General features: G+C 72.2%; 26 protein-coding genes and 1 pseudogene. 13 read left to right on the top strand and 14 right to left on the bottom strand.

Annotated features, from left to right (window positions below; translation table 11 throughout):
• Nucleotides 1-433: 433 nt before the first annotated feature.
• From AB0L95_RS36845 to AB0L95_RS36835, 3 genes are read right to left on the bottom strand one after another with little or no spacing between them, the layout of a single operon-like run.
• Entirely contained in the window at nt 434-1,504 is a 1,071-nt protein-coding gene (locus AB0L95_RS36845; RefSeq protein ID WP_365169953.1) for a low specificity L-threonine aldolase, read from the bottom strand.
• Complete coding sequence (locus tag AB0L95_RS36840) at nt 1,501-2,253, bottom strand: SDR family NAD(P)-dependent oxidoreductase (RefSeq protein WP_365169950.1); 753 nt, start codon at nt 2,251-2,253, stop codon at nt 1,501-1,503. Before AB0L95_RS36840 ends, AB0L95_RS36845 begins: the two co-directional genes overlap by 4 nt.
• A 56-nt stretch (nt 2,254-2,309) precedes the next feature.
• Nucleotides 2,310-3,707: a DUF6421 family protein gene (locus AB0L95_RS36835; RefSeq protein WP_365169945.1), complete on the bottom strand. Its 1,398-nt coding sequence runs from the start codon at nt 3,705-3,707 to the stop codon at nt 2,310-2,312.
• Between the two features lie 442 nt (nt 3,708-4,149).
• Between AB0L95_RS36835 and AB0L95_RS36830 the strand changes: the two genes are divergently transcribed.
• Nucleotides 4,150-4,833: a glycerophosphodiester phosphodiesterase family protein gene (locus AB0L95_RS36830; protein WP_365169942.1), complete on the top strand. Its 684-nt coding sequence runs from the start codon at nt 4,150-4,152 to the stop codon at nt 4,831-4,833.
• Nucleotides 4,834-4,912: 79 nt separating this feature from the next.
• Here AB0L95_RS36830 and AB0L95_RS36825 read toward each other — a convergent pair whose 3' ends face one another.
• Complete coding sequence (locus AB0L95_RS36825) at nt 4,913-5,461, bottom strand: N-acetyltransferase (RefSeq protein WP_365169939.1); 549 nt, start codon at nt 5,459-5,461, stop codon at nt 4,913-4,915.
• 71 nt (nt 5,462-5,532) lie between these two features.
• Between AB0L95_RS36825 and AB0L95_RS36820 the strand changes: the two genes are divergently transcribed.
• Both AB0L95_RS36820 and AB0L95_RS36815 read left to right on the top strand, forming a co-directional pair.
• Nucleotides 5,533-5,925: a VOC family protein gene (locus AB0L95_RS36820; RefSeq protein ID WP_365169936.1), complete on the top strand. Its 393-nt coding sequence runs from the start codon at nt 5,533-5,535 to the stop codon at nt 5,923-5,925.
• A gap of 59 nt (nt 5,926-5,984) precedes the next feature.
• A complete protein-coding gene (locus AB0L95_RS36815) occupies nt 5,985-6,749 on the top strand; it encodes a VOC family protein (RefSeq protein ID WP_365169933.1) in 765 nt (254 codons plus the stop codon).
• Between the two features lie 41 nt (nt 6,750-6,790).
• On the opposite strand, the gene AB0L95_RS36810 is transcribed toward AB0L95_RS36815, so the two are convergent.
• Nucleotides 6,791-7,192, bottom strand: a complete 402-nt coding sequence (locus AB0L95_RS36810) for a hypothetical protein (RefSeq protein ID WP_365169930.1) — start codon at nt 7,190-7,192, stop codon at nt 6,791-6,793.
• Nucleotides 7,193-7,218: 26 nt separating this feature from the next.
• On the bottom strand, nt 7,219-7,716 hold the full coding sequence (locus tag AB0L95_RS36805; protein ID WP_365169928.1) for a hypothetical protein: 498 nt from the start codon (nt 7,714-7,716) through the stop codon (nt 7,219-7,221).
• A gap of 117 nt (nt 7,717-7,833) precedes the next feature.
• On the opposite strand from AB0L95_RS36805, the gene AB0L95_RS36800 reads away from it, so the two are divergent.
• The gene (locus AB0L95_RS36800; protein WP_365169925.1) at nt 7,834-8,292 is read left to right on the top strand and encodes a nuclear transport factor 2 family protein; all 459 of its coding nucleotides are present in this window, start codon (nt 7,834-7,836) and stop codon (nt 8,290-8,292) included.
• Nucleotides 8,293-8,370: 78 nt separating this feature from the next.
• Here AB0L95_RS36800 and AB0L95_RS36795 read toward each other — a convergent pair whose 3' ends face one another.
• Both AB0L95_RS36795 and AB0L95_RS36790 read right to left on the bottom strand, forming a co-directional pair.
• Nucleotides 8,371-9,018, bottom strand: a complete 648-nt coding sequence (locus AB0L95_RS36795) for a MarR family transcriptional regulator (RefSeq protein WP_365169922.1) — start codon at nt 9,016-9,018, stop codon at nt 8,371-8,373.
• Nucleotides 9,015-10,652, bottom strand: coding sequence for an FUSC family protein (locus tag AB0L95_RS36790; protein ID WP_365169919.1), 1,638 nt, complete (start codon nt 10,650-10,652; stop codon nt 9,015-9,017). Before AB0L95_RS36790 ends, AB0L95_RS36795 begins: the two co-directional genes overlap by 4 nt.
• 170 nt (nt 10,653-10,822) lie before the next feature.
• On the opposite strand from AB0L95_RS36790, the gene AB0L95_RS36785 reads away from it, so the two are divergent.
• The 3 genes from AB0L95_RS36785 (at nt 10,823) to AB0L95_RS36775 (ending at nt 13,291) form a co-directional block, all read left to right on the top strand.
• Complete coding sequence (locus AB0L95_RS36785) at nt 10,823-11,368, top strand: DUF5134 domain-containing protein (RefSeq protein ID WP_365169917.1); 546 nt, start codon at nt 10,823-10,825, stop codon at nt 11,366-11,368.
• Nucleotides 11,369-11,500: 132 nt separating this feature from the next.
• Nucleotides 11,501-12,436 carry a M56 family metallopeptidase gene (locus AB0L95_RS36780; RefSeq protein WP_365169914.1) on the top strand — a complete coding sequence of 312 codons (936 nt, stop codon included), beginning with the start codon at nt 11,501-11,503 and terminating at the stop codon, nt 12,434-12,436.
• Between the two features lie 156 nt (nt 12,437-12,592).
• On the top strand, nt 12,593-13,291 hold the full coding sequence (locus AB0L95_RS36775) for an HAD-IA family hydrolase (RefSeq protein WP_365169912.1): 699 nt from the start codon (nt 12,593-12,595) through the stop codon (nt 13,289-13,291).
• Nucleotides 13,292-13,310: 19 nt separating this feature from the next.
• On the opposite strand, the gene AB0L95_RS36770 is transcribed toward AB0L95_RS36775, so the two are convergent.
• Nucleotides 13,311-13,556 carry a DUF2630 family protein gene (locus AB0L95_RS36770; RefSeq protein WP_365169909.1) on the bottom strand — a complete coding sequence of 82 codons (246 nt, stop codon included), beginning with the start codon at nt 13,554-13,556 and terminating at the stop codon, nt 13,311-13,313.
• Nucleotides 13,557-13,951: 395 nt separating this feature from the next.
• Here AB0L95_RS36770 and AB0L95_RS36765 point away from each other — a divergent pair, with 395 nt between their 5' ends.
• Nucleotides 13,952-14,665, top strand: a complete 714-nt coding sequence (locus AB0L95_RS36765) for a helix-turn-helix domain-containing protein (protein WP_365169906.1) — start codon at nt 13,952-13,954, stop codon at nt 14,663-14,665.
• Between the two features lie 97 nt (nt 14,666-14,762).
• Here the strand turns inward: AB0L95_RS36765 and AB0L95_RS36760 are convergent, their stop codons facing one another.
• The gene (locus AB0L95_RS36760) at nt 14,763-15,293 is read right to left on the bottom strand and encodes a DUF6214 family protein (RefSeq protein ID WP_365169903.1); all 531 of its coding nucleotides are present in this window, start codon (nt 15,291-15,293) and stop codon (nt 14,763-14,765) included.
• A gap of 162 nt (nt 15,294-15,455) precedes the next feature.
• Between AB0L95_RS36760 and AB0L95_RS36755 the strand changes: the two genes are divergently transcribed.
• The gene (locus tag AB0L95_RS36755; protein WP_365169900.1) at nt 15,456-16,898 is read left to right on the top strand and encodes an FAD-dependent oxidoreductase; all 1,443 of its coding nucleotides are present in this window, start codon (nt 15,456-15,458) and stop codon (nt 16,896-16,898) included.
• Between the two features lie 72 nt (nt 16,899-16,970).
• On the opposite strand, the pseudogene AB0L95_RS36750 reads toward AB0L95_RS36755, so the two are convergent.
• Both AB0L95_RS36750 and AB0L95_RS36745 read right to left on the bottom strand, forming a co-directional pair.
• A pseudogene (locus AB0L95_RS36750) lies at nt 16,971-17,120 on the bottom strand (transporter); the annotation flags it as partial.
• Between the two features lie 60 nt (nt 17,121-17,180).
• Complete coding sequence (locus tag AB0L95_RS36745; RefSeq protein WP_365169897.1) at nt 17,181-17,780, bottom strand: hypothetical protein; 600 nt, start codon at nt 17,778-17,780, stop codon at nt 17,181-17,183.
• Nucleotides 17,781-18,018: 238 nt separating this feature from the next.
• On the opposite strand from AB0L95_RS36745, the gene AB0L95_RS36740 reads away from it, so the two are divergent.
• The 3 genes from AB0L95_RS36740 (at nt 18,019) to AB0L95_RS36730 (ending at nt 21,388) form a co-directional block, all read left to right on the top strand.
• Entirely contained in the window at nt 18,019-19,104 is a 1,086-nt protein-coding gene (locus AB0L95_RS36740; RefSeq protein WP_365169895.1) for an exo-alpha-sialidase, read from the top strand.
• A 239-nt stretch (nt 19,105-19,343) separates the two neighbouring features.
• On the top strand, nt 19,344-20,021 hold the full coding sequence (locus AB0L95_RS36735; RefSeq protein ID WP_365169892.1) for a uracil-DNA glycosylase: 678 nt from the start codon (nt 19,344-19,346) through the stop codon (nt 20,019-20,021).
• Nucleotides 20,022-20,464: 443 nt separating this feature from the next.
• A complete protein-coding gene (locus AB0L95_RS36730) occupies nt 20,465-21,388 on the top strand; it encodes a hypothetical protein (RefSeq protein WP_365169889.1) in 924 nt (307 codons plus the stop codon).
• A gap of 167 nt (nt 21,389-21,555) precedes the next feature.
• On the opposite strand, the gene AB0L95_RS36725 is transcribed toward AB0L95_RS36730, so the two are convergent.
• Both AB0L95_RS36725 and AB0L95_RS36720 read right to left on the bottom strand, forming a co-directional pair.
• Nucleotides 21,556-22,575, bottom strand: coding sequence for a lactonase family protein (locus AB0L95_RS36725; RefSeq protein ID WP_365169886.1), 1,020 nt, complete (start codon nt 22,573-22,575; stop codon nt 21,556-21,558).
• 76 nt (nt 22,576-22,651) lie between these two features.
• Nucleotides 22,652-24,139, bottom strand: a complete 1,488-nt coding sequence (locus AB0L95_RS36720; RefSeq protein ID WP_365169883.1) for an FUSC family protein — start codon at nt 24,137-24,139, stop codon at nt 22,652-22,654.
• Nucleotides 24,140-24,366: 227 nt separating this feature from the next.
• On the opposite strand from AB0L95_RS36720, the gene AB0L95_RS36715 reads away from it, so the two are divergent.
• The gene (locus tag AB0L95_RS36715; protein ID WP_365169881.1) at nt 24,367-24,843 is read left to right on the top strand and encodes an Lrp/AsnC family transcriptional regulator; all 477 of its coding nucleotides are present in this window, start codon (nt 24,367-24,369) and stop codon (nt 24,841-24,843) included.
• Nucleotides 24,844-24,850: the final 7 nt, after the last annotated feature.

The following is a 24,850-nucleotide window of genomic DNA, read 5'->3' as shown; positions in this document are numbered from 1 at the left end:
GGACGTTCCTGGCCGGGCTGGCATCACCACGTCACCCTGGTCACCGCCGCCCACGCCTTCCTCACCGAGCAGCGGCTGGCCCCAAAAGCCGATACCAGATCCTCGACACCCTCCAGGACCTGCTGAACTGCTGGACCGGCACCTGCACCACCTGCCACCAACCCCTGCCAAGCAGGACCCCAAGATCGAAGCAGACCTAACGGAGTCCTACTAGTGCTGTGGCCGGAAAGGTTTGCCGGGAAGCTCGCGGCGTCCGGTACTGGGGGTGGCCCCACGCCTTTCCGGCAGTGGAGGAGCATCGCAAGGCGGAGCGTCGCCCGCGTACTGGATGTACGCGGGCGATTGGACAACGCGGCGAGGTGCCGTGCCTGGGGCACCTCCCAGCCGCCAGGCCGGGGGAGTCGCGAGCCGCTGAACCTTTCCGGTCGCAGCACTAGCGCGCCATCTCCTCCTTCAGTGCCGCCAGGAACCGGTCCACGTCGTCCTCGGTCGTGTCGAAGGCGCACATCCAGCGCACGACACCGGCGGCCTCGTCCCAGAAGTAGAACCGGAACCGCTGCTGCAGACGCTCGCTCACCTCGTGCGGGAGTTTGGCGAAGACGCCGTTGGCCTGCACCGGGTAGAGGACCTCGACCCCGTGCACGGACCGCACGCCCTCCGCGAGCCGCTGCGCCATCTCGTTGGCGTGGCGGGCGTTGCGCAGCCAGAGGTCCTTGGCCAGCAGGGCTTCCAGCTGCACCGACACGAAGCGCATCTTCGACGCGAGCTGCATGGACAGCTTGCGCAGGTGCTTCATACGGCTGACGGCGTCCTGGTTGATCACGACGACGGCCTCGCCGAACAGCGCACCGTTCTTCGTGCCGCCCAGGGAGAGGATGTCGACACCGACCGCGTTGGTGAACGCCCGCATCGGCACGTTCAGGGAGGCGGCCGCGTTGGCTATCCGGGAGCCGTCCAGGTGCACCTTCATTCCGTGTGCGTGGGCGTGCTCGCAGATCGCGCGGATCTCGTCGGGCGTGTAGAGGGTGCCCAGCTCGGTGCTCTGGGTGATCGAGACGACCTGCGGCATGGCGCGGTGCTCGTCCTCCCAGCCGTACGCCTGCCGGTCGATCAGCTCGGGTGTGAGCTTGCCGTCCGGCGTGGGCACGGTGAGCAGCTTCAGGCCGCCCATGCGCTCGGGGGCGCCGCCCTCGTCGACGTTGATGTGCGCGCTCTCCGCGCAGATCACCGCGCCCCAGCGGTCGGTGACGGCCTGCAGCGCGACGACGTTCGCGCCGGTGCCGTTGAACACCGGGAACGCCTCGGCCGTGGAGCCGAAGTGACTGCGGATGATCCGCTGGAGGTTCTCGGTGTAGACGTCCTCGCCATACGCGACCTGGTGCCCACCGTTGGCCACGGCCAGGGCGGCGAGCACCTCCGGGTGGGCCCCGGCGTAGTTGTCGCTGGCGAAACCGCGGACCTCCGGGTCGTGACGGCGACGTGCGTCGGTCTTGGGAGGGTTCACGGCTTCTCGGTCAGCCACAGACGTTTTCCGTTCACTTCCGCGGCGGGCTCGTTCCAGACGCCGGCGATGGCCTCGGCCAGGTCCTTGACGTCCGTGAAGCCCGCGAACTTCGCGTTGGGGCGGTCCGCGCGCATCGCGTCGTGCACCAACGCCTTCACCACCAGGATCGCAGCCGCCGACGTCGGCCCCTGCTCGCCCCCGGCCTTACGGAAGTAGTCGGCCATGGCCAGCGTCCACGCCTCGGCGGCGGCCTTGGCGGCGGCGTAGGCGGCGTTGCCCGCGGTGGGCTTGCTGGCGCCCGCGGCGCTGATCAGGACGTAGCGGCCGCGCTCGCTGCGCTGCAGCGCCTCGTGGAACGCGAGGGAGGTGTGCTGCACGGTGCGGACGAGCAGCAGTTCGAGAAAGTCCCAGTCGTCGAGGCTGGTCTTGGTGAAGGTCTCGCTGCCGCGCCAGCCGCCGACCAGGTGCACCAGTCCGTCGACCCGCCCGAAGACCTTCTCGACATGGGTCGCCCAGTCCCGGGTGGACTGCAGGTCGAGCAGGTCCACCGTGTCCCCGGTGACGGTGGCGCCGCCGAGCGCGTAGCGAGCCGCGTCGACGGCCTCCGCGAGCCGCTCGGCGTCGTTGTCCGAGGCCACGACGGTCGCGCCCGCCTCGGCCAGCCTCAGCAGCGTCGCCCGGCCGGCCGCTCCGCCCGCGCCGGCCACCGCGATCACCGCGCCACTCAGTGGTCCGTTCCCGTTCCGCATGGTCCTCGCCTCCCGAACAGCGTCCGCTGCATCAGCCGCACCCACGGCGCGGGCGCTCACGCGGCGACTCGCTCGGCGGTCTCCGCGGTGATGCCCTTGGTGGAGGCGATCACGTTCTTGAGCTTCTTCTGGAGCGCCTCATAGAACATGCTCAGGGGAAACTCGTCCGGAAGCACGTCGTCCACGAGCTTGCGCGGCGGCTGGCTCAGATCGAGGGCCTCGGGACCCTTGGCCCACTTGGAGCCCGGGTGCGGGGCGAGGTAGGTGGAGACCAGCTCGTAGGCGGCGAACCAGTGCACGAGCTTCGGGCGGTCGATGCCGTCCCGGTACAGCGTCTCGATCTCGGCGCACAGCTGGTTGGTGATCTGCGGCGCACGCTGCCAGTCGATGGAGAGCTTGTTGTCGGTCCAGCGCACCACGTCGTGCTTGTGCAGGTAGGAGAAGAGCAGCTGGCCGCCGAGGCCGTCGTAGTTGCGGACGCGGTCACCGGTGACGGGGAAGCGGAACATGCGGTCGAAGAGCACCGCGTACTGCACGTCACGGCCCTGCGGGAAGCCGTCGGCCTCCAGCTGCACGGCCTCCTTGAAGGCGGTGAGGTCGCAGCGCAGCTCCTCCAGGCCGTACATCCAGAACGGCTGGCGCTGCTTGATCATAAACGGGTCGAACGGCAGGTCGCCGTGGCTGTGGGTGCGGTCGTGGACCATGTCCCAGAGGACGAACGCCTGCTGGCAGCGCTCCTGGTCGTGCACCATCGCAGCGATGTCCTCGGGCAGTTCCAGGCCCAGGAGGTCGACGGCCGCCGCGGTGACCCGACGGAAGCGCGCGGCCTCACGGTCGCAGAAGATACCGCCCCAGGAGAAACGTTCCGGCGCCTCGCGTACGGCGATGGTCTCCGGGAAGAGGACGGCCGAGTTGGTGTCGTAGCCGGCCGTGAAGTCCTCGAAGGTGATGCCGCAGAACAGCGGGTTGTCGTAGCGGGTGGCCTCCAGCTCGGCCAGCCACTCCGGCCACACCATGCGCAGGACGACCGCTTCGAGGTTGCGGTCGGGGTTGCCGTTCTGCGTGTACATCGGGAAGACGACCAGGTGCTGGAGGCCATCCCGGCGGTCGGCGGCGGGCTGGAAGGCCAGCAGCGAGTCCAGGAAGTCGGGGACCTGGAAGCCCCCGTCGGCCCACCGGCGCAGGTCCTTGACGAGCGCCTCGTGGTAGGCGGCGTCGTGCGGCAGCAGCGGCGAGAGTTCCTCGACGGCCCGCACCATCTCGCTCACAACCTCCTCGACGGCCGCGCGCTCGGGGGCACCCTCGGCGTCGAAGTCGATCGAGCCGTCCTTGGCCTGCCATGGCCGGATCCGCTCCACGGCACCCTTGAGCACGGGCCAGGCCGGGTGGTCCACCACCTTGACCTGCGGAGGAACCTGCCCCTCCGTACCCACCTGCACAAGAATTTCCGTCATGACCCATCCTCCACGGGAGAACCTCAAGTAGGGACACCGTATGCGTCGAGTGTTTCTTCCAGCAAGAGGACGATCGGGAAATTATCCTGCCCGCCCCCACTCACACCGCTCTTTTTCCTGCGGGAGTCAAAGTATGCGTGACATCCGCAATACATCGGCGGGGCGCCGGGAGGGCGCGACGACACCTGGGAAGCCGTACGATTTCAGCCACCTCATGAGGTGGCGGGCGATCGGGGGCGACGGTCAACGGCGGTATGACGCGCCCACCCTGGAGTGACACCCACCCGGCTCTGCCGATCCGGTTTCACGCCGCGCCATGCGCCCGTTGCCCCGCACAGGAGCGGGTTCAGCTCACACCCGGGCCACTAGGCTGCGCCCTGCCGCGACGGCGCGGGAACGCCTCGCGGTAGCCGAGCCGCCGTCGACGGAAGCGAGTTGAACCTTGAACTTCCTCACCATCGGTCACCGCGGAGTCATGGGTGTCGAACCCGAGAACACCCTCCGGTCGTTTATCGCCGCGGAGCGCGCGGGCCTCGATCTGATCGAGCTCGATCTACATCTGAGCAAGGACGGCGCCCTCGTGATCATGCACGACGCCGAAGTGGACCGGACGACCGACGGCACCGGGCCGATCGCCGAGAAGACCGTCGCCGAGCTGCGCGCGCTCGACGCGGGCCTCGGTGAACGGGTCCCCGTCTTCGAGGAGGTTCTGGACGCGGTGCGGACGCCGCTCCAGGCGGAGATCAAGGACGTGGCCGCGGCGCGGGCACTCGCCGAGCTGATGCACCGCCGCGACCTCGTCGGCCGGGTCGAGGTGTCGTCGTTCCACGCCGAGGCGATCACCGAGATCGCCCGGCTGGTACCCGGCGTGCGCACCGCGCTCATCGCCGGCCGCTACGGCACCGACGTAGTGGACGACGCCGTCGCGGCAGGGGCGCAGACGGTCTGCCTCAACATCCGCCGGCTGACCCTGGAGGTCGTCGAGCATGCGCGCAAGGCGGACCTGAGGGTCATCGCCTGGGTCGTGAACACCCTGGACCACCTGCGCCTCGTCCGCGCCCTGGAACTGGACGGCGCGACCACGGACTACCCGGAGATCAAGCGCACCGGCCGCTTCACCGCCTGAGGCGGCTGCGGTCGCGCGGACGGCCTCCTCCGTCGCCACCCGCCCGGCCCACACGTCGCGCCGGGCCTTGCGCCTGAGGTCAGACCAGCGGCTTGACCAGCAGCTCGAACTGGAGGTCGTCGCGCTGCGGGATACCGAAGCGCTCGTCGCCGTACGGGAAGGGGGTCATCCGCCCCGTACGGCGGTAGCCGCGCCGCTCGTACCACGCGATGAGGTCGTCGCGTACGGAGATCACCGTCATCTGCATCTCCGTGACGCCCCAGGTCTCCCGGGCCATACGCTCCGCCTCGGTGATCACCGTCTTGCCCAGGCCCTCGCCCTGGAGCGTGGGGCTCACCGCGAACATGCCGAAGTAGGCGGCCTCCCCTCGGTGTTCGAGCTGGCAGCAGGCGACGATCGCACCGTCGCGCTCGACCGTGAGCAACCGGCTGTCGGGCGACTCGATGACCTGGAGCACGCCCTCCGGGTCGGTCCGCTGCCCTTCCAGGATGTCCGCCTCGGTCGTCCATCCGGCCCGGCTGGCGTCGCCGCGGTACGCCGACTCGATCAGCGCGACCAGCGCGTCCACGTCACCGTGGGTGGCGTCGCGGAAGATCAGGCCGGTCGTGGCGGTGGCGGCGCTGTCCATGGGCTGTTTCTCCGATCAGTGGCGCGGCGCGGGCACCGTTGAGCGTAACGCTCCCACTAGGCTCCGTTTGCATGGTCCACGTACTGAGCAGCCGCGTTCTCCTGCGTCCCACCGACCCCGAGCGTTCCCGGGCGTTCTACGGCGAGAAGCTCGGGCTCGCGGTCTACCGGGAGTTCGGTACGGGCCCGGAACGCGGGGTCGTGTACTTCCTCGGCGGTGGCTTTCTGGAGGTCGCCGGCCGCGGTGAGACACCGCCCTCCCCCGCGCTGAAGCTCTGGCTGCAGGTGCAGGACGTCACGGCCGCACACGAGGAGCTGGCCGGGGTAGGCGTCGAGATCGTGCGGCCCCCGGTCAAGGAGCCATGGGGACTGATCGAGATGTGGATCACGGACCCGGACGGCACCGAGATCGTGCTGGTGGAGATCCCGGCCGACCATCCCCTGCGCCACCGCCCCGGCATCTGATGCCGCCGCCCGGGCGGGAGGCATAGCCTGCTGAAGAGGCGTGTGTCACGGGAGGACCCATGAAGCTGGAGAAACCGGTGACCGGCGGACCGTGCTGGGCCGAGCTGGGGACCAGCGATCTGGCGGCGGCCAAGCGGTTCTACACCGAGCTGTTCGGCTGGCGTCCGGAGACGGACCCCCGGCAGGAGGCGGGCGGATACACGGTCGCCCGCCTCGGTGACGCGGCGGTCGCGGCCCTCGCCCCGCTGTACCAGGAGGGGCAGCCGGTCGCCTGGAACGTGGCGTTCTCGGTCGACGACGCCGACGCGGCGGCCGAGGCGGTGCGGACGGCGGGCGGCACACTGCTCCTGGGACCGATGGACGTCCACGACGCGGGCCGTTTCACGGTCGCCGTCGATCCGGGCGGCGCGGCCTTCCAGATGTGGCAGCCGCGGGCCTTCGCCGGTGCGGGGCTGTTCAACGCACCGGGCACGCTCGGCTGGGTGGAGCTGCTGACCCGCGTCCCGGACCGGGCCACCGACTTCTACACGACGGTCTTCGGCTGGAGCGTGAAGCCCTCCGAGTACTACACGCAATGGGGCATCGCCGGCGCCGACTTCGGCGGCATGGTGACCATGGGCGACCGGTTCCCGCACGAGGTGCCGTCGCACTGGCTGCCGTACTTCGCGGTCGAGGACGTGGACGGCATGGCGTCCGTCGCCACGGGCGCGGGCGGGAACATCCTCATGGAACCGACGTCGCTGCCGGGCGGCCGGCGCATCGCCGTCCTGAGGGACCCGGAGGGCGCGATGTTCGGCATCTACACGGCCGGCCAAGAGGGCTAGTCGAGAAAACGGTCCCCAGGCGCACCGCTCACGTCACCAGCTCAGTCCCCGGGCCGGTGTCCCGGCATCGGCTCCAGGGTCCACACCTGCACGGCGTCGCGGGACGCGGACGGTGTGAACCAGGTGCCGTCACCCAACGCGGTGGGCGGACAGGTGACCGGGGACGGGTAGGTGATCTGGACGAGTCCACGCGTCCCCGAGGCGTCGACGAGCCAGTGCCGGCCCTCGCCCCACTTCTCGTCGCTCTCGACGGTCGAGCCGATCATGGTCGTCTCGTCGGGGAAGCCACCCGCCCCGTCCCAGTAGGGCAGCGCCTCGTCGTTGTCGGGCTCGGCGTCGGGATGCCTGGGGACGGCGGTCTCGGCGTCCCGCCGGGCACCCTCCGGGACGAGGCCACGGGTGTCGCGGACGGCGAGTTCGTCCTGGTCGTGGGTCACGGTCATGAGCCGCTCGCCCGAGGGGCTCACGCTCAGGAGGGCGAGGTCGTGTCCGGGCTGAGCTCCCCTGCGGGCAGCGGGCCGCGTATATGCGCCCAGACGAGCTTGCCGTCCACCGAGAAGCCGGCCGAACCGCCCTCCGGGTACCGGTGGTCCTCGTTGTCCGCGTACTCGTCGTAGGACCGGTGCATCTCCGGGCAGGCGCCGTACCAGCAGCCGTGCCGGGCCTCCCAGCGCGTCGCACCGGACGGCTCCACCGCCCGCACCGCATGCACACCCGCGAAGACCGCCAGGCCGGCGTCCGGCGCGACCGCCCAGGTCCCGCGCCGGCGTGGCCAGGGCGCGGGAAAGCGCACCCCGGCGTCGGACGGTGTGAGCGTGGTGGCGTCCAGGGTCTGGGCCACGATCGCGTCGTCGTCCCGCTGGACGAACATCCGGCGCCCGGGCGGACCGGGCAGGACCGGGATGTCGCCCTGTGCCGAGGGGATGAGGGCGGCGACGGTGGCATGGAGCCGGGCACGAGCAGGCACGCGAATCTCCCGGGGACGGCGACGTTCCGCGAACACTACGGCACGCCTCGGACAGTGCGGCCGGTCCGCCGGGCCGGGGCTTGACCTCAAGTGCGCTTGAGGCAGAAGGCTCTGCTCATGACCGCACAGAACGATCACGCAGAAATCACCCTGCTCGTCGACCGGTTCTTCCGGGCGCTGGACGAGCGGACGTTCGCAGATGGCTGGGCCGACGACTTCCTCACCGAGGGCTCTGGTATGGAAACACCCCTGGGCACCTTCCACGGGGCCGACGCCGTGCGCGCCACCGAGGAGGCGCTCGGCCGCTACGACCGCACCCAGCACCTCGTGTCCGGGGTCGTCGTCGACGCGGCCGTCGGGGAAGACCGGGCCGCCGCTTCCTGGAACGCCCTGATGACCCATGTGCACAACGACGCCACACTCCGGGAGTACAGCGCCGACACCGATCCGCTCTTCACCGTCGGCGGCCGTTTCGATGCCGAGCTGCGACGGACCTCTGGAGGCTGGCGCTTCAGCCATGTCACGGTCCGGCCGATCTGGACCAGAGGCCGCCCGCCCCTGGGCGTGGGCGTCTAGGCCCCGCCGTCACCGCGCGGCCTGGTGCGGCCGGGCCGGGCGCACGGTCCGTGGCCGTCGTGTCCCGGCAGTGGGCGCTCAGCCGCGCGGTGTGCGGAGTCGTCCCTCCAGCTGGATCAGCAACTCCCCGAGCAGCGACGCGAGGTGCGACTGTTCCTGGTCGTCGAGGCCGGAGAGGACCGCCGTCTCGTAGGTGAGCTGCTCGGGCAGGACGGCGTCGACCAGGTCGCGGCCCGCGTCGGTGAGCCGGACATGGGCGACCCGGCGGTCCCGGGTGTCGCCGCGCCGCTCGACGAGTCCGCGTTCGGTGAGCTGCTTGAGGCGCTTGGTGACGGCGGCCCCGGAGGAGAACGTCTCGCGGGCGATCTCACCGGGCGTCAGCTCGTGGCCCGTACGCCGCAGCGTCCCGAGGACGTCGAACTCGGGCCGGGTGAGCCCCGCACGGCGCAGCGGTGCGTCCTCGGCCTGCTGGAGCAGGGCGGCGCAGCGGTTGACGCGCCCGATGATCTCCATGGGGCCCGTGTCGATGTCGGGGCGGACGGCGTGCCACTGGCGCACCACCGCGGCGACGGTGTCACTCGCGCGACCGTGGTCGACCGTCTCCCGGCCCACGCGCCGCGGCCCCACGGCGCCGACGGCCGCAGCAGGCGCCCTCGATCCGACGGCCTTTCGTCCGTCCGTGTCCTCGTCGCCCGCGGCCGCCCCCCGTCCGTTCCCTGCCGTCATGCCCGTGCGCCTTCCGAGGTGTCCAGTCCCTGCCGTCGTACCGTCGCGGCGAGCGTACGGTGTCCGGCCTGTTCGGCGCGCAGCACCCGCTCCTCCGGCAAGGCGCGCTGCCACCACTCGCCGGCCGCCGCGTCGGCCGCGGCGCGCAGGTCCACGACCGCGGCGGCGAGGCCCCGGCGCGCGACCTCCAGGGCGCCCGGTTCGGGGTGCTCCGCGGCCACCACACCGGCGGCGTGCACACGAGCCCGCTCCAGAGCGGCGAGGGCGTGTTCGATACGGTCGCCGGCCCGCCGGTTGGTGACGGCGACCGCGGCGACGAAGCCGAGGAGTGCTCCGACGAGCGTGTCCAGGACCCGGTCGGCCATCAGTGTGCCGGGCTGCTGGTACTGGGCGAACTCGGTGACGAGCAGGGCCATCGGGGTCACGCAGACACTGCCGAGCCAGTAGTTGCGGCTGATCAGCGCCTCGGCGCCGAAGTTGAGGGCGAGCCCGCACAGCACGAGGGAAAGCCGGCTCTGGTGGGCGAGCGGTGCGATGGCCGCGAACAGCACGACGCCCACCAGGTTGCCGACGACGCGCTGGACGCCGCGGCTCCAGGTGAGGGTGACATTGGCCTGGTAGAGCGAGGCGGCGGTCACCAGCGCCCAGTACGGGCGACCGACACCGAACGCGAGCGAGGCGTATCCGGCGAGGGCACAGCCGGTCGCGGTGCGCAGGGCGAGGGGGCCGAGCGGTTTGAGCCTGCGGTGCAGCGGGGGCATCGGGGCGTCGAGTTCGGCCTCGACACCGAGGAGTTCGTCGGCGGCCTCGCGGAGGTCGTCCGGCTGCGGCACCGGCCCGGTGCCCCGCAGGGCGCGGGCCCACATCCGCAGCCGCTCGGGGTCACTGTCGGCGGGTGCCGCAAGCGCGACCTCGGCCCGGACGACGAGCCGCTCCAGGGCCCGCCGCGGCGCCGAACGGGCCCCGGTGGACAGCAGCGACTGCCAGGCGGTGTGCACGGCGGCCGCCGCGCCGGCCCGGGCGGCGGCCGTACCGGTCTCGGTGAACGCGGCGGTCGCGCTCAGCGCGTGGGCGGCGGCCCGGCGCTCGGGTCCATGGGGCCGCAGCAGGCCGGGGGCCATGCCGACGATCCAGGACCAGACACCCCCTGCCGCGGCGAGGGCCAGATGGCCGGGCACCTGGTCGAGTGTCTGCGGGACGAACAGGGACGCCGAGCTGATGAAGGTGAAGATCACGTTTCCGGGCGGCCCGATCCGGGTCGCGTCGCACAGCACCTTCTGCACGGCCGCGAGCAGGGCCCCGACGGTCACCAGCACCACCACGTCCGTGGTGAGCGAGGCGGCGAGCAGGGCGACGGCGACTCCGCCGAGCATGCCGAGGACGACCAGGGCGAGGGTGCGGGCACGGGCGGCGTACGGGCGGCTGTGGCCGTAGAGGGCGCAGAGCGCGCCCGCCATGGTGTAGGCCGCGAGGTCGAGGCGGCCGAGGGCGAGCAGGACCAGATTCGGCGGGGCGACCGCGGCGACCACGCTCAGCGCGGGCTTGAACCAGATCTCCGACGGCCTGCCGAGACGCAGAAGGCCGGACAGGGGTAGCGGGCGCACACGGGAGGTTCTGGGGGTCGCACTGCTCATGTTCAGAAGATTAGCAGGTGTTTTATTCGTAAAAGAATGTGGGCACTGTTCCCTTGACCTGCGCCACGTTCCCCGCGCTCCCCCGGCGTACCCCTGTGCGCTCGCTTGCGCACCGTCGGTGACGGGCATGCCCCCTGCGTCCGTCTCAGAGTCGAGCGCGGAGGTGCGCGGTGCACGAACCGGCTTCGCCCGGCTGGCTGCTCGTCGCGCTGTGCGCGGCGACCGGTGCCTACTGTCTGCTGCGCATGCGCAGCGCCGTCGAGGAGCAGCGCCGGGCGGCGGGGGGCGAGGCGCTGATGGGGTTCGGCATGGCGGTGATGGCGGTGCCCACCGCGGTCGTGGTGCCGCCACGCTGGATCTGGGTCGCCTACGCTCTCGTCTTCGGCGGGGCCGCCCTGCGAGCTCTGTGGGCGGCCCGGACGAGCTCCCACCATCTGCACCACCTGGTGGGGGCCGGAGCGATGGTCTACATGGCGGCGGCGATGGCGGCCTCGCCCGGACACCACGAGCACGGGGGCATACCTCCCCTGACCGGGGCGCTCCTGCTGTACTTCACGGTCTATGTGCTGTGGTCGGGAGCGCGATTGGTGCCGGTGGCCGCGGTGGCCACGGCCGAGGGCGCGCGCCCTGCGGGCTGGGGCGACCGTCCTGAACTCGCACGTGCGTGCCGACTGTCCATGGCGATCGGGATGCTGGCGATGCTTCTGACCCTCTGAAGCGCTCCGCGGCGGGCGATCGCACGAGCGCATCGGCCCCCGCGAGGGACGACCCAACGAAACCGTGGCGTACGTCACTTTGCCGCGACAGCACGTATCCCGTGGCGCCGCCCGGCTCATAGGCTTCGGCCCATGATGGTCCCCGCGGCACTGTTGCTGCTCGGCGCCCTGACCGCCGTGCTCGCTCCGCGGCTGCTCGCCCAGGCGGACTGGCCGGACCGGGAACCGGTGGTCGCCCTGTGGGTGTGGCAGTGCGTGGTGGCGGCCGTGCTGGTGTGCTGCGCGCTGTCGATGACCCTCAGCGCCGCCGCGGCCTGGGCCGCCGTCCGGGGCCATGTGTTCGCCACCGCACCGCACGGCGTCGTGGACGCCTATGCGCTGGGCACCGGAAGCCCCTGGGCCGCGACCACCGCCGTGGCGCTGGCGTGCGGCGGGGTGTGGACCGCGGCGATGCTGGCGCGGGAGGTCCTACGGGCACAGGCGCGCCGTCGACGCAGCCGGGCCGAACTGCTCGTACGCTCCCCGCAGTTGCCCGGCGAGGAGCCCGGCGGCGACCGGCTGGTGGTGCTGGAGGGGGAGCGTCCGGACGCCTGGTGGCTGCCCGGAGCGTCGCCCCGGCTGGTGATCACCACGGCCGCGTTGCGCCGGCTCAAGGGCAGCCAGCTGGACGCGGTGCTCGCCCATGAGCAGGGCCACGCACGGGCCCGGCACGACTGGCTGCTGCACTCCTCGGCCGCACTGGCCAATGGTTTCCCGCAGGTGCCGGTCTTCGCCGCGTTCCGCGACGAGATGCACCGGCTGGTCGAGCTCGCCGCGGACGACATGGCGTCGCGCCGCCACGGCCGCCTCACCACCGCGCTCGCGCTGGTGGAACTCAACGAGGACCGGGGCGTGTTCGGGCCCTGCGCCACCCCGCAGGCCCATGTGCCCCAGCGCGTCCACCGTCTCCTCACTCCCCCGGACCGGCTGCCTGCGGCGCACCGGCTCAGGCTGACGGCGACGGCGGCGCTGGTTCCCGTGATTCCGGTGCTGGTGGCGTTCGTACCGGGGCTGCGGGCCCTGGGATAGCCACCGGTCGCGCAAGGCTGGGATGGCCCGCTGCGGCTCCTTCCCGGAACGGCGCCCCGCGCCCTGTCGTCGCATACGCGGCCGGGGGCAGCCGGGCCCTTCGCTCCGCCGAAAACGGTCCTTGACCCGCGCGGACCGGTCCCGAAGGATCGGCCCATGACGATCAAAGCTGTGCTCTTCGACTTCTCCGGGACCCTCTTCCGCATCGAGTCGACCGAGTCATGGCTGCGCGCCACGATGACGGAAGCCCGACTGACCCTGCCCGAGGCGGAGTTGATCCGCGCGGCCGAGCAGCTGGAGGCGGCGGGCGCGCTGGCCGGCGGCGCCGCTCCCACCGCTCCCCTGCCGGACGATCTGGTCGCGCTGTGGGCGGTGCGGGACCGTAACGCCGAGGCACACCGGGCCGCGTTCACCGGCGTCTCACGTCAGGTGCCGCTGCCGGACCCCCGGCTCCATGACGCCCTCTACGACCGCCATATGACCCCTGCCGCCTGGCGGCCCTACCCCGACACGGCCGAGGTGCTCGGCGCACTGCGGGAGCGGGGCGTGGCCGTCGGCGTGGTCAGCAACATCGGCTGGGACCTGCGACCGATCTTCCACGAGCACGGGGTCGCCCCGTACGTGGACGCATACGTGCTGTCGTACGAACACGGGATCCAGAAGCCGGACACCCGGCTGTTCGCCCTCGCCTGCGACGCGCTCGGGGTGGCTCCACGGCACACGCTGATGGTGGGGGACGACCGCCGCGCGGACGGCGGCGCGGCGGATCTGGGCTGCGCGGTGCACTTCGTCGACCACCGTCCGGTGGCCGAACGCCCGGACGGGCTCCGTCCCGTGCTGGACCTGATCCGCTGAGCCGGCCGTCCGGCCGCGCTCAGCTCTCGTAGTCCTCGACCTGCGACGCCGGGCGGACGCGGGCGTCGTCAGGGTTCTCGCCGAACTCGGTCTTGGCGCGGCGCTGGCGCAGCAGGTCCCAGCACTGATCGAGCGCGTGTTCCAGTTCGGTGAGCCGTTCGTGCTCCGTCGCATTGTCGATCCGACCGGACTGCAGCGCGTCACGCAGGTCGCGCTCCTCGTCCACCATCGCCGCGATCCGGGTCAGGATCTGCTCTTGGTCCATGTACGTACGCCTCCTCTGGGACTCGTGCCCACTCTAGGGACCGTTGAGCGCCACTGCGAGACCTGGCCGGGCCCGCGACGCATGAGGAAGGGCGCGGGTGGGGCGCGAGTTCTCGGGGCAGGTCCGGCGCGGGCGGGCCCGGCCGACGCTCGCCCCGGAGGCAGGACCGGCGCGCGGCTCGTCGGGCCCGGTCGGCACTCGACGCGGCGGAAGGGCCTCCTGGGTGTGCCGTCCGGCGGATCACACACAGGGGGCGGGGGCACGGTGACACCGGTGCCTGCCCTGGACCATCCCCCGTGTGATCCAGGGCAGACGCCCCCGGAACCGGCCCGCCGGGCACGGTCCGGATGCGCTGAGTATAGTTGGCTGGCAACCAGTCAACGCAGGAGTCCAGGATGTCCCCGCGCAGCGCCTCGGTCAATGAAGAATTGCGGCGGCGTTCCCGCGAGCGGCTTCTGCAGGCCGCGGTCGAACTGGTCAGCGAGCGCGGCTACGACGCGACGACGCTCGGCGACATCGCCGACCGCGCCGGTTCCGCGCGCGGTCTGGTGTCGTACTACTTCCCCGGCAAACGACAGCTCCTCCAGTCCGCCGTGCACCGCTTAATGCACCGCACCCTGGAGGAGGCCCTGGAACGCGAGCCGCGCACCGAGGACGGCCGCGAGCGGATGGCGCGGGCCATCGACGCGATCCTGGGGCTGACGGTTCATCACCCCGTGCTCATGCGCCAGCACATGGCGGGCATCCTGCAGGCGGAGGGGTTCGTGCGGTGCCCCGAACAGCAGCGGCTGGCGGAGCTGTTGCGCGACACGGTCGCCGGGCACGGATCGCAGGCTCCCGACGCCGACTACCCGAAGCTACGGGCCCTGTTGATGGGCTCGGTCTACGCGGCACTCGTGCCCGGCGCACCGATGCCGCTGCCGGTGCTGCGGGCCGAGCTGTTCCAACGGTACGGACTCGACTGGCGGTTGGGGACGCCGCCGGATGCCGAGGGCACGCGCGGGCCGCACGACAAGGACCTGTCGCGGTTCTTCGCGACGGAGCGCCGCGATCCCGAGAGGACCGACCAAGACAGCCGCGATCCCAAGAGGACCGACCAGGACGGCTAGCGGAGCGCTCCGGTCACGCTCCCGCCGTCGCGGACACACTCCTGCCCCCATACACGCCCCTGCCCTCGCACACCCCCCGTCCTCGTGCGCGCCCCGCTCAGCGTCGTGTGTGACGTGGTGGCAGGAAGCCGGCGTCGCGCGCCCCGCCGATCAGTCTGAGCGAGCCGCGGCGGCTGCGGCCCGTCGCGGACATCACCGCGAGCACCGGATCGACCCCTCGCTCCTGGGCCGCCAGGTACTCCTCGGCGACGAGGCGCATCCCTTCGGCGCCGGGCGGCCAGGCGGGGCGGTCGCCGGTCGCGAGCACCCCGGCGGACTCGGGCGCCGAGGCGGATTGCGCGGCGCACGCCTCCAGCAGGGGTTCCTCGATCCAGTCGGCGAGCGCCGTCAGATCGTCGAGGGACAGCGGCGGCTGCGCCCTGACCTCTTCGATCTCCACGGTTCCACCGGCCGCCACCGCGAGCACGTCCACCCGTCCCCCGTCGGGCAGATCGAGCCGGACCGCGAACCACGACGTGACACTCCCGCACTCCTGCACTTCCCAGGCGGGCCACACGGAGACCGGCCCGTCCGAAGGGAAGTCGGATCGGAAGTGATCGGAAAAATCCCCAAAGGACGCTTCCAACATATACGCAACGTAAGCGAGCGATCACATACCATGCGAAGAGCCACGCACGGCAGGAACCCGCTCCGCACTCCGTCGGCCCAGTGCCACGACCGCCCTCCCCTCCCGTCGTGCGCGGTGCGATGCTGGAGCCACCAGCGATCTCCTCAGCGAGGGAGTTCCGCCGTGCTGAATGTCGCCGTCGTCGGCTCCGGGCCGAGCGGGGTCTACACCGCCCAGAGCCTTGTCCAGCAGGACCCGGAGGTACGTGTCGACGTCCTCGACCGGCTGCCCTGCCCGTACGGGCTGGTCCGCTACGGAGTGGCGCCCGACCACGAGAAGATCAAGTCGCTGCAGAACAACCTGCGCGCGGTTCTGGAACACGAGCGGATCCGGTTCCTCGGCGGTGTCGAGGTGGGCGCGGGCGGGGTGCCGCCCGCCCGGCTGCGCGAGCTCTACCACGCGGTGGTCTACTGCGTGGGGGCCGCGACCGACCGGCATCTGGGCATTCCGGGCGAGGAGTTGCCCGGCAGCTGGTCGGCGACGGATTTCGTGTCCTGGTACAGCGCGCACCCGGACTCTGTCGCCGACGGCTTCGTGCTCGGCGCGCGGACGGCCGTGGTGATCGGCGTCGGGAACGTCGCGGTGGACGTGACCCGGATCCTCGCCCGCGGGGTGACGGAGCTGAGCCCCACCGACATGCCGCAGGCGGCGCTCACGGCGCTGGCCGCCAGCCAGGTCACGGAGATCCACATGGTGGGCCGGCGCGGCCCCTCGCAGGCCCGGTTCACCACCAAGGAGCTGCGCGAACTGGGCACCCTGCCGGACACCGAGGTGATCGTGGACGAGGAAGAACTGGCGCTCGACCCGGCGTACCTCGACCCGTCCGGGCTGCCGGCCGCCCAGCGCCGCAATATCGAGGTGCTGCGCACATGGGCCGGGACACCCCCGCGCGGCGCTCCCCGCCGGATCCGGCTGCGGTTCTTCCTGCGGCCGGTGGAGCTGCTCACGGCCGAGGGCACCTGCCCGCTGGAGCTGAGCCCGGAGCCCGGGGAAGGCCGTGTGGGCGCGGTGCGCTTCGAACGGACGATCCCCGACGGCACCGGCGGGGTCGAGGGCACCGGGCGCTACGAGGACGTGGAGGCCCAACTCGTATTGCGTTCGGTCGGCTATCGCGGGGTGCCCCTGGAGGGGCTGCCGTTCGACGCGAAGAGCGGCACCGTGCCGCACAGTTCGGGGCGAGTGCTGCGGGACGGGGCCGCCTCACCGGGCGAGTATGTGGCCGGCTGGATCAAGCGAGGTCCCACCGGCGTGATCGGCACCAACCGGCCCTGCGCCAAGGAGACGGTTGCCTCCCTGCTGGAGGACGCCTCCGGGCTCATGGGGCGGATGGTGCCCGAGGACGCGCTCCCGCTGCTGCGGGCGGACGGGCTCACTCCTGTCGAGTGGCCGGGGTGGCTGGCGATCGAGCGGGCGGAAGCCGAGCTCGGGCTCTCGCTCGGCCGGACGGTGGTGAAGCTCCCGGACTGGCAGTCCCTCATGGCCGCCGCGCGGTACGACGCGGCGGCCATGACCGTCGCGCAGCACGACGCACAGCGGCAACCGCCTCGGAATCAGCAGCCTGTCTGAGCCGCCTGCCGTCTCCCCCGTGCATGCGGTCGCGGCGCGCCCGGGGCGCGACCGTATCCGCCGCCGTGCCCGTCAGCGCTCGCGCAGCCGAGCGAGAGTGGCGTCCAGGCCCGCGCCGCGCGGCCGGTTGTGCGGGAGCTTGCCGAGCAGGCGGGCCATCCCGCAGGTGTCGGTGACGGCCGAGCGGACGAGGCCGCTCGCGACGCCGGCCGACAGCAGCCGCACTGTTCAGGGACGCAGTCGTCTGCGCCCCGGGGACCGCTCGACCCGGCCCGGGCCGGGTCAGCCCGTCTTACGACCCCACGTCGGGCCGAAGCGCGCCCAGGCCTCGTCCCACTGCGCCATGCGGCGCCGTTCCAGGCGTTCGCGGACGACGCGGCCGCCCAGGTACGGAACCGCCGCAACACTGGCCCCGACCAGCACGCCGACCATCGCCGCGCGCATCTGCGCCTCGGACTGGGAGGCGGGCCTGCTCACCAGGGAGCCGTTGCCGTCCGTCCACACGGTGACGGTCGTGCCCGTCCGGCTTCCGGCGGCCACACGCGCCTCGCCTGCGTGGGAGCGGCCGTCGGTCCCGGTCCAGCGCACATCCGCCCAGACACGTCCCGCACCGGACGCGGTCGAGGCCGTCGCCTTCGGCGCGTCCTCGGTGAGGAGGGCCACGACCGGGCGCCACTCGGCCCGCTCCTGGGCCAGGCCGTGCTCCACGGAGTGCGTCGCCGCCAGCCCCGCCAGCAGTCCCCCGACCAAGGACACCACCCACACGGTGAGGACGACCCAGGCCTCCAGCGCATCGCTGCGGCGCCGCAGCGGATTGTGCCGCCACCGCCACCACCACACCCTGGGACCGCGGAACGCCGTCATCGATGGCAGCCGCCTCATCGACGCCCTCCTTCTCACGCACACACGGATACCCCCGAACGCCCTCCCATACGAGAGGCGGGCCGCCGCTGCTCACGTGATGTCTCCCGCGCCCGGCTCCGGCCCCCGGGTCGATCCCGCTCCGTCGTTCGGCAACACGGCATATGACCTGCGCGAACGAGGCGTCTGGGGGTGACTGTCAGTGCCTGGGTGCAGACTGGCCCGTGTCTGGAACAACGGCGTTTCGGAGGTGGCCGGCATGGCCGACGTACTGCTCACCGTGGGCACACGCAAGGGACTGTTCATCGCGCGGCGACGGGGCGGCGCATGGGAGTTCGACGACAGTCCGTACTTCAACGCGCAGGCGATCTACTCGGTCGCCATCGACACCCGTGGCGCGACCCCGCGCCTGCTGGTCGGAGGGGACAGCTCGCACTGGGGACCGTCCGTCTTCCACTCCGACGACCTGGGCCGCACCTGGGCCGAGCCGGCCCGACCGGCCGTCAAGTTCCCCCAGAACACGGGCGCTTCGCTGGAGCGCGTGTGGCAGTTGCACCCGGCGGCCGCGGAGCCGGACGTCGTGTACGCGGGCACGGAACCGGCCGCGCTGTACCGCTCGGAGGACCGCGGCGAGAGCTTCGAGCTGGTGCGTCCTCTGTGGGAGCACCCGACGCGCGGCAGATGGGTGCCGGGCGGTGGGGGCGAGGGCCTGCACACGGTGGTGACCGACAAGCGGGACCCCAAGGCCGTGACGGTCGCCGTGTCGACGGCCGGGGTGTTCCGGACCCAGGACGGCGGCGTGAGCTGGGAGCCGTCCAACTCGGGTGTGTCCGCGGTCTTCCTGCCCGATCCGAACCCGGAGTTCGGCCAGTGCGTCCACAAGATCGCACAGGACGCGGCGGTCCCGGACCGGCTGTATCTGCAGAACCACTGGGGGGTCTACAGAAGCGACGACGGGGGCGGGCACTGGACGGACATCGGCGGCGGGCTGCCCTCCACGTTCGGCTTCGCCGCGGCCTCCCATCCGCATCGCGGGGACACGGTGTACGTCTTCCCGATCAACGCGGACGCCGACCGGGTCCCGGCAGGCCACCGGTGCCGCGTCTTCCGGACGGCGGACGCGGGCAGGAGCTGGGAACCGCTCATGGCCGGCCTGCCCGACGAGGACCACTACGGCACGGTGCTGCGCGACGCCCTGTGCACGGACGACGGGGACCCCGCGGGCGTGTACTTCGGCAATCGCAACGGCGAGTTGTACGCGTCGGCGGACGACGGGGACAGCTGGCAGCAGCTCGCGTCCCATCTACCGGACGTACTGTGCGTACGGGCGGCGGTGATCGCCTGATCCGACACAGGCAGGACCGCGGCCTCTGAGGCAGCCCCTGACGCCACGACGGCGACACCTGAAACGGCCCTTGAGAGGAGGGACTTACGCCCGGGCTCCTGAGAGGAAGGACTCGCGCTCGGTTGCGCTCGGTCACATCCGCCCGTCCCCTGCCTCGTTCGTGACCCGCCCGATCACTCCCGGTCGCCCTCGGACCACCGGTTGATCGTCGGCGTGCGCCCGGCAGTAGGGTGACGCTCGTGGCACCACGACCGTTGCATGAGATCGTCGAAACCGGCTGGGCGAAGGCCCTGGAACCCGTGGCCGGAAGGATCGCCGAGATGGGCGACTTCCTGCGCGCGGAGATCGGCGCGGGGCGTACCTACCTCCCCGCGGGGCCGAACGTCCTACGAGCCTTCCAGCAGCCCTTCGACGACGTCCGCGTCCTGATCGTCGGACAGGATCCGTATCCGACCCCGGGACACGCGGTGGGGCTGTCGTTCTCGGTCGCCCCGGACGTCCGTCCGCTGCCGGGGAGCCTGATCAACATCTTCCGGGAGCTGAACACCGATCTGGGCCTGCCCCAGCCGTCCAACGGCGATCTCACACCGTGGACTCAACAGGGCGTGCTGCTGCTCAACAGGGCGCTGACCACGGCCCCGCGCCGTCCCGCGGCACACCGGGGCAAGGGCTGGGAAGAGGTCACCGAGCAGGCGATCCGGGCGCTGGCGGCACGCGGAAAGCCGCTGGTGTCCATCCTGTGGGGCCGTGACGCCCGCAATCTGCGGCCCTTGCTCGGCGAGTTGCCGTCGGTCGAGTCGGCGCACCCGTCGCCGATGTCGGCGGACCGCGGCTTCTTCGGCTCGCGCCCGTTCAGCCGCGCCAACGACCTGCTGCTCAGGCAGGGCGCACAGCCGGTGGACTGGCGTCTGCCGTAACGTCTGCGGGTCTCGCGGGCGGCCGTGATCGAGAGGGCGCCGCGGCCCCTCTCCCGGCGGCCCTGAGCCGCCCTGACCGGTGACCTGTTCCGTATGAGAGACGCGCTCCTGACGCCGCGCCAGGAGGAATCGGCACTCCGGCTTCCGCACGCTCGGCAGGTCCCCTCCCAGGACGACCGCCGTACGGCGCCGGGTCGTACGCGCACCGGCGGGCGACGCGCTCAAACTGCCGTACGGCGAACGATCGCTGCGCCTCACGACCGAAAAGGGCGAGTGGTCCTCCTTGTCGGGAGTGGGTCGATACTCAGGGGCGCGACGGGAAAGTCACACGGTATCGATCACTTCTCATCCGTACGTAACTCATCAGACAAAACCGGACGGATACCGCTCACCTGCACCCTCCCCGAACAGGGGAGCCCACAAAGCCAGTAGCATGCGGCGCCATGAGCTCCCCCACTGGGCCCGCATCTGGCCTGCCTGTACGAATGCCGCGACCCCGCCAGCCGGGGCGGCACCGCCGACCCGAACCGCTGGCGGCTCCCGAAGGCGCGCCCGCGCTCGTCCTCGCGGTGCCGGGCGCGCCCAGCGCCGCCATTCGCAGCCTCGCCGAGGAGGTTGTGAGCATCGCGCGTTCCGAGCTGCCCGGTCTCGACGCGCGGATCGGTTACGTGGATGGGGATGAGTCCGAGTTCCCCACGCTGCAGTCCGTCCTCAGCCGCACCGCCGAGGAGCGCACAGCCCGCTACGAGCAGGCGATCGCGGCCGGCGTGGAGGCCAAGGCGCCCGAGGGCCCCGTCGCCGTCGTGGTGCCCCTGCTGGCCGGTCCGGACAGCGCGCTGCTGCGCCGGGTCCGTCAGGCCGTGATGGACAGCCGTGTCGCGGCCGACCTCACCGATGCCCTCGGCCCGCACCCGCTGCTCGCCGAGGCGCTGCACGTACGCCTGTCGGAGGCCGGCCTCGCCCGCGCCGACCGCGCCCGCCTGTTCACCGTGGCGACGGCCGCGGACGGCATCATCCTCGCGTCCGTGGGCGGCGACGAGGCCGTCCAGGCGGCCGGGATCACGGGCATGCTGCTGGCCGCACGGCTCGCCGTGCCGGTGATGGCGGCCGCGCTGGACCAGGAAGGCTCGATCGCGGCCGTCGCGGAGCAGCTGCGCGCCTCGGGCTCGCAGCAGCTCGCGCTGGCCCCGTACCTGATCGGCCCGGAGCTGGAGGCCGGTCTGCTGAACGCGGCCGCCGAGGAGGCGGGCTGCCCCGCCGCCGAGGCTCTGGGCGCGTACCCGGCCGTCGGCAAGCTGGCGCTCGCCAAGTACACGACGGCGCTCGGCATCGCCCCGCAGCAGCCGCAGGGCGCGCCGGCCCGCTGAGCCCCGCACAAGAGCACCTGTACGACCAGGGCCCGCTTCCCTCACGGGAGCGGGCCCTTCTGCCTGACCAGGCCGCGGGACAACTGCCGAGGCAGGACACGGACGGACAAAAACAGACGAGAACCGATGAGAACGGGCGAGAACGGGCGGGGCCAGAGGAGAGGCCGTCAGCCGAAGACGACGCAGGAGGCCGCCGGAGCCTCCACCGAACCGCCGCGCCGCGGCAGGCCGGTCTCCCGGTCCAGCGCGAACCAGGTCACGTCCCCGGACCGCTCGTTGGCGACGTAGAGAAAACCCGCCGACAGGGCGATCGCACGCGGCCAGACGCCCCCGCACGGCACCGCGGCCACCGGCCGCAGCCCGTCGCCCTCGACGGCCAGCACGGACAGCAGGTCCTGTCCTCGGGTCGCGGTCCACACGAAGCGCCCGTCGGGTGAGGCGACGATCCCCGACGGGTAGGCGTCGCCCGTGGGCGCCTGAGGCAGCACCGGTGTCTCGGTGACCGGTTCGAGGGCCCCGGCCTCGGCGTCCCAGCGGCAGACGGTGACGGTCGGCGTCAGCTCGTTGAGGACGTAGGCGCGGTCGCCGTCCGGATGGAAGGCCAGATGGCGCGGTCCCGACCCGGCGGGCAGCGGCGTCTCCCGATGCAGCCGCAGGGTGTTGTCCTGAAGTGCGCAGACGCGGATCGAGTCCGTGCCCAGGTCGACGCTGACGACCCAGCGGCCGCTGGGGTCGGGCCGCACCTGATGGGCATGTGGCCCCTCCTGCCGCCGCGGGTCGGGCCCGGCGCCTCGATGCCGGAGCACGCCCGAGGCGCTCTCCGCCAAGGCCCCTTCAGCGCGCAGGGGGACGGCGGTGACGCTGCCGGAGCCGTAGTCGGCGGTCAGGAGGTGGCCGGCGTGCAGGCTCAGATGCGTGGGTCCGTCGCCGACAGGGACCGGTGGACCGGCGGGTTCGAGCCGGTCGCCGTAGCGGCGGTACGCGGCGACCGCGCCGTCGGGCCGCTCGCTGACCGCGTACAGCACGCTCCCGGACAGAGCCAGCCAGGACGGGTCGGGCAGCCCGTCGTACGCACCGAGGACGGTCAGCGCTCCGCTGTCCGGATCGACGGCGGCCGTGAGGATGCCTCGCCCTCCCGCCGTCGTGAACGAACCGATGTACGCCCGCCGTCCGCCGCCGTCCGCCATGCCGTCCCCTCTCCTCGGTGCTCCGCCGGGACGACGGTAGCAGCAGGTCTAGACCAAAGGACGGGAGGTGGGGAAGTCAGGCCCGGGCGGGCGACGAGCCGCCCAGTGGTGCGGCCAGCGCGAGCAGGGCCCGTTCCAGGCCGTGGAGGTGGCCGAGGGCCTGCTCGGCGCCCGGGTGATGGCCGGGGACGCCCGGATGCGGTGCGACAACGCGCTGGGGCACCGCGCCGAACAGTGCCTCCACCGCGGCCTCGACCCGCCGGCACGCGGCGGTGAGGCGGGCGTCGTGCGAGGCGTCGGGGTCGGCGGCCACGGCCACCAGGCCACGCGTCTCCCGGGCGCACACGTCGAGCAGGGCGAGCACCTGCAGGGCCCGCGCCTTGCGCGCCCGCAGCGGATTCAGCGGGTGCACCAGCGGCGCGAGGGCTCCCTGTACCCGCGCGAGCAGCGCTTCCAACTCGGCGGCGCGGGACGCGGGGTCCGCCTCCGTGTCGCCCGCGAGCCGTCGCGCCGCCGCGGCGGTGCAGCCGTGGACGGCGTGCACGGCCCGGCGCACCCACCGGTCGGTGACCTCGTGGGTGGTGATCGGCAGGACGAACGCGACGGCGAGCGCGGCACCGAGCGCCCCGACGCCCGTCTCCGCGAGGCGCAGACCGAGCAGACCGGCGTGCAGGACGCCGAGCAGGCCGTACAGCAGGCCGGCCATGACGGTGACGAAGAACATCATCCAGCTGTAGGACAACGCCGCCGTGTAGAAGATCCCGAACACACAGGCGGCGATGAGCACGGCCGTGGGGGCAGGGGCACCGTGCAGCGGCACGGCGACCAGCAGCCCGACGACGATGCCGGTCACCGTGCCGACGACGCGCCGGAAGCCGCGGATCAGTGTCTCGCCGCGCGAGGCGGTGTTCACAAAGATCCACCAGGTGGCGCCGACGGCCCAGTACCAGCGCTCGTGCGACAGCACCTGGCCTGCGGCGACCGCGAAGGCGCACGCGGCCGTTGCCTGGAAGGCCTGCCGGGTGGCCGGCCGGGCCAGTCCCCGCCCGCCCAGCGGCGCGGGCGCGGTGGGCAGCGGCCTGCGGCGTTCGACGCACCACAGGCCGAACCGGACCGCCGCCGCGGCGGCCAGCGACAGCGCCACGGCCGCGAACAGCTCCGGCAGCCGATCCGGGACGGCGTGCAGGAACTGCGCGACGAAGAACGTCATGAAGGCGAAGATGCCGAGCGCATTGCCCCGTGGCCCCCAGCGGCGGGCGTACACACCGGCGAAGACCACCGCGAGCCACGCCGCGTCCCGCACCGCGGGCGCCCCGTGCAGGGCGGTCGCGAGCGTGAGGACGGGGAGTCCGACGACGGGCAGCAGCGCGGTGGTGGCCGCCTGGCCCCGCACCGTCGGGTCGGCGACCGTGAACAGCGCGAGGAGCGCGGCGAGTCCGCCGGTGATCGAGGCGGGCAGGGACAGTCCGGCCCCCTCGCACACCGCCACGCCCAGGCCGATGCCGAGCACCGCGCGCAGCGAGACCCGCAGCCGGAACAGCCCCGGATCCGGAGCCATGAACATCTTCTTCACCGTGGGAGACCCGCCCCTGCATGTCTGTGTGCCGCCCGGACATGGGAATGGCGCCGCGGGCACGGTTTCCGGCTTCGTCACCGGTCCTGCGCTGCGCGGCGCCATTGATACGCATCAGGAAAGCATCAGTAAGGCAGTGGCTCAAGCGGCTGCCTGTCGACTGGGCCATTGGTACAGTCACGCCGGATCCAGTCCTGCGCACGAAAGGCCAACGGACCATGGCCGTGGACGAACTCGACACCCACATCCTGCGGCTGCTGATTCAGCAGCCGCGCACCAGCGTGCGGGAGTACGCCCGGATCCTGGGCGTCGCCCGCGGCACGGTGCAGGCCCGGCTGGACCGCCTGGAGCGTGACGGGGTGATCACCGGTACGGGCCCTTTCCTGTCCCCCGCCGCGCTCGGCCACCCGGTGCTCGCGTTCGTGCACATCGAGGTCACTCAGGGGCACCTGGACGATGTGGGCGACGCGCTCGCGGCCGTGCCGGAGATCGTCGAGGCGTTCTCGATCACCGGGGGCGGTGATCTGATGACCCGGGTCGTGGCACGGGACAACGCACACCTGGAGGACGTCATCCAGGCTCTGATCAGCCTGCCGGGGGTCGTACGCACCCGCACGGAGGTGGCACTGCGCGAGCGAGTGCCGCACCGGCTGCTGCCGCTGGTGGAGTCGATCGGCCGCACGGCCGTGAGCTGACTGTCGA

Origin of the sequence: Streptomyces sp. NPDC052036 (assembly GCF_040680495.1) — a bacterium.
Taxonomy (GTDB): Bacteria; Actinomycetota; Actinomycetes; order Streptomycetales; family Streptomycetaceae; genus Streptomyces.
This window is presented reverse-complemented; position numbering and strand designations above follow the sequence as displayed.

Coding starts and splice junctions, on each gene's coding strand:
- AB0L95_RS36840 (WP_365169950.1), bottom strand. CDS start 2,253: ATGCGGAACGGGAACGGACCACTGAGTGGCGCGGTGATCGCGGTGGCC.
- AB0L95_RS36835 (WP_365169945.1), bottom strand. CDS start 3,707: ATGACGGAAATTCTTGTGCAGGTGGGTACGGAGGGGCAGGTTCCTCCG.
- AB0L95_RS36825 (WP_365169939.1), bottom strand. CDS start 5,461: ATGGACAGCGCCGCCACCGCCACGACCGGCCTGATCTTCCGCGACGCC.
- AB0L95_RS36820 (WP_365169936.1), top strand. CDS start 5,533: ATGGTCCACGTACTGAGCAGCCGCGTTCTCCTGCGTCCCACCGACCCC.
- AB0L95_RS36815 (WP_365169933.1), top strand. CDS start 5,985: ATGAAGCTGGAGAAACCGGTGACCGGCGGACCGTGCTGGGCCGAGCTG.
- AB0L95_RS36810 (WP_365169930.1), bottom strand. CDS start 7,192: ATGACCGTGACCCACGACCAGGACGAACTCGCCGTCCGCGACACCCGT.
- AB0L95_RS36800 (WP_365169925.1), top strand. CDS start 7,834: ATGACCGCACAGAACGATCACGCAGAAATCACCCTGCTCGTCGACCGG.
- AB0L95_RS36795 (WP_365169922.1), bottom strand. CDS start 9,018: ATGACGGCAGGGAACGGACGGGGGGCGGCCGCGGGCGACGAGGACACG.
- AB0L95_RS36790 (WP_365169919.1), bottom strand. CDS start 10,652: ATGAGCAGTGCGACCCCCAGAACCTCCCGTGTGCGCCCGCTACCCCTG.
- AB0L95_RS36780 (WP_365169914.1), top strand. CDS start 11,501: ATGATGGTCCCCGCGGCACTGTTGCTGCTCGGCGCCCTGACCGCCGTG.
- AB0L95_RS36775 (WP_365169912.1), top strand. CDS start 12,593: ATGACGATCAAAGCTGTGCTCTTCGACTTCTCCGGGACCCTCTTCCGC.
- AB0L95_RS36770 (WP_365169909.1), bottom strand. CDS start 13,556: ATGGACCAAGAGCAGATCCTGACCCGGATCGCGGCGATGGTGGACGAG.
- AB0L95_RS36765 (WP_365169906.1), top strand. CDS start 13,952: ATGTCCCCGCGCAGCGCCTCGGTCAATGAAGAATTGCGGCGGCGTTCC.
- AB0L95_RS36760 (WP_365169903.1), bottom strand. CDS start 15,293: ATGTTGGAAGCGTCCTTTGGGGATTTTTCCGATCACTTCCGATCCGAC.
- AB0L95_RS36745 (WP_365169897.1), bottom strand. CDS start 17,780: ATGAGGCGGCTGCCATCGATGACGGCGTTCCGCGGTCCCAGGGTGTGG.
- AB0L95_RS36740 (WP_365169895.1), top strand. CDS start 18,019: ATGGCCGACGTACTGCTCACCGTGGGCACACGCAAGGGACTGTTCATC.
- AB0L95_RS36730 (WP_365169889.1), top strand. CDS start 20,465: ATGAGCTCCCCCACTGGGCCCGCATCTGGCCTGCCTGTACGAATGCCG.
- AB0L95_RS36725 (WP_365169886.1), bottom strand. CDS start 22,575: ATGGCGGACGGCGGCGGACGGCGGGCGTACATCGGTTCGTTCACGACG.
- AB0L95_RS36720 (WP_365169883.1), bottom strand. CDS start 24,139: ATGTTCATGGCTCCGGATCCGGGGCTGTTCCGGCTGCGGGTCTCGCTG.
- AB0L95_RS36715 (WP_365169881.1), top strand. CDS start 24,367: ATGGCCGTGGACGAACTCGACACCCACATCCTGCGGCTGCTGATTCAG.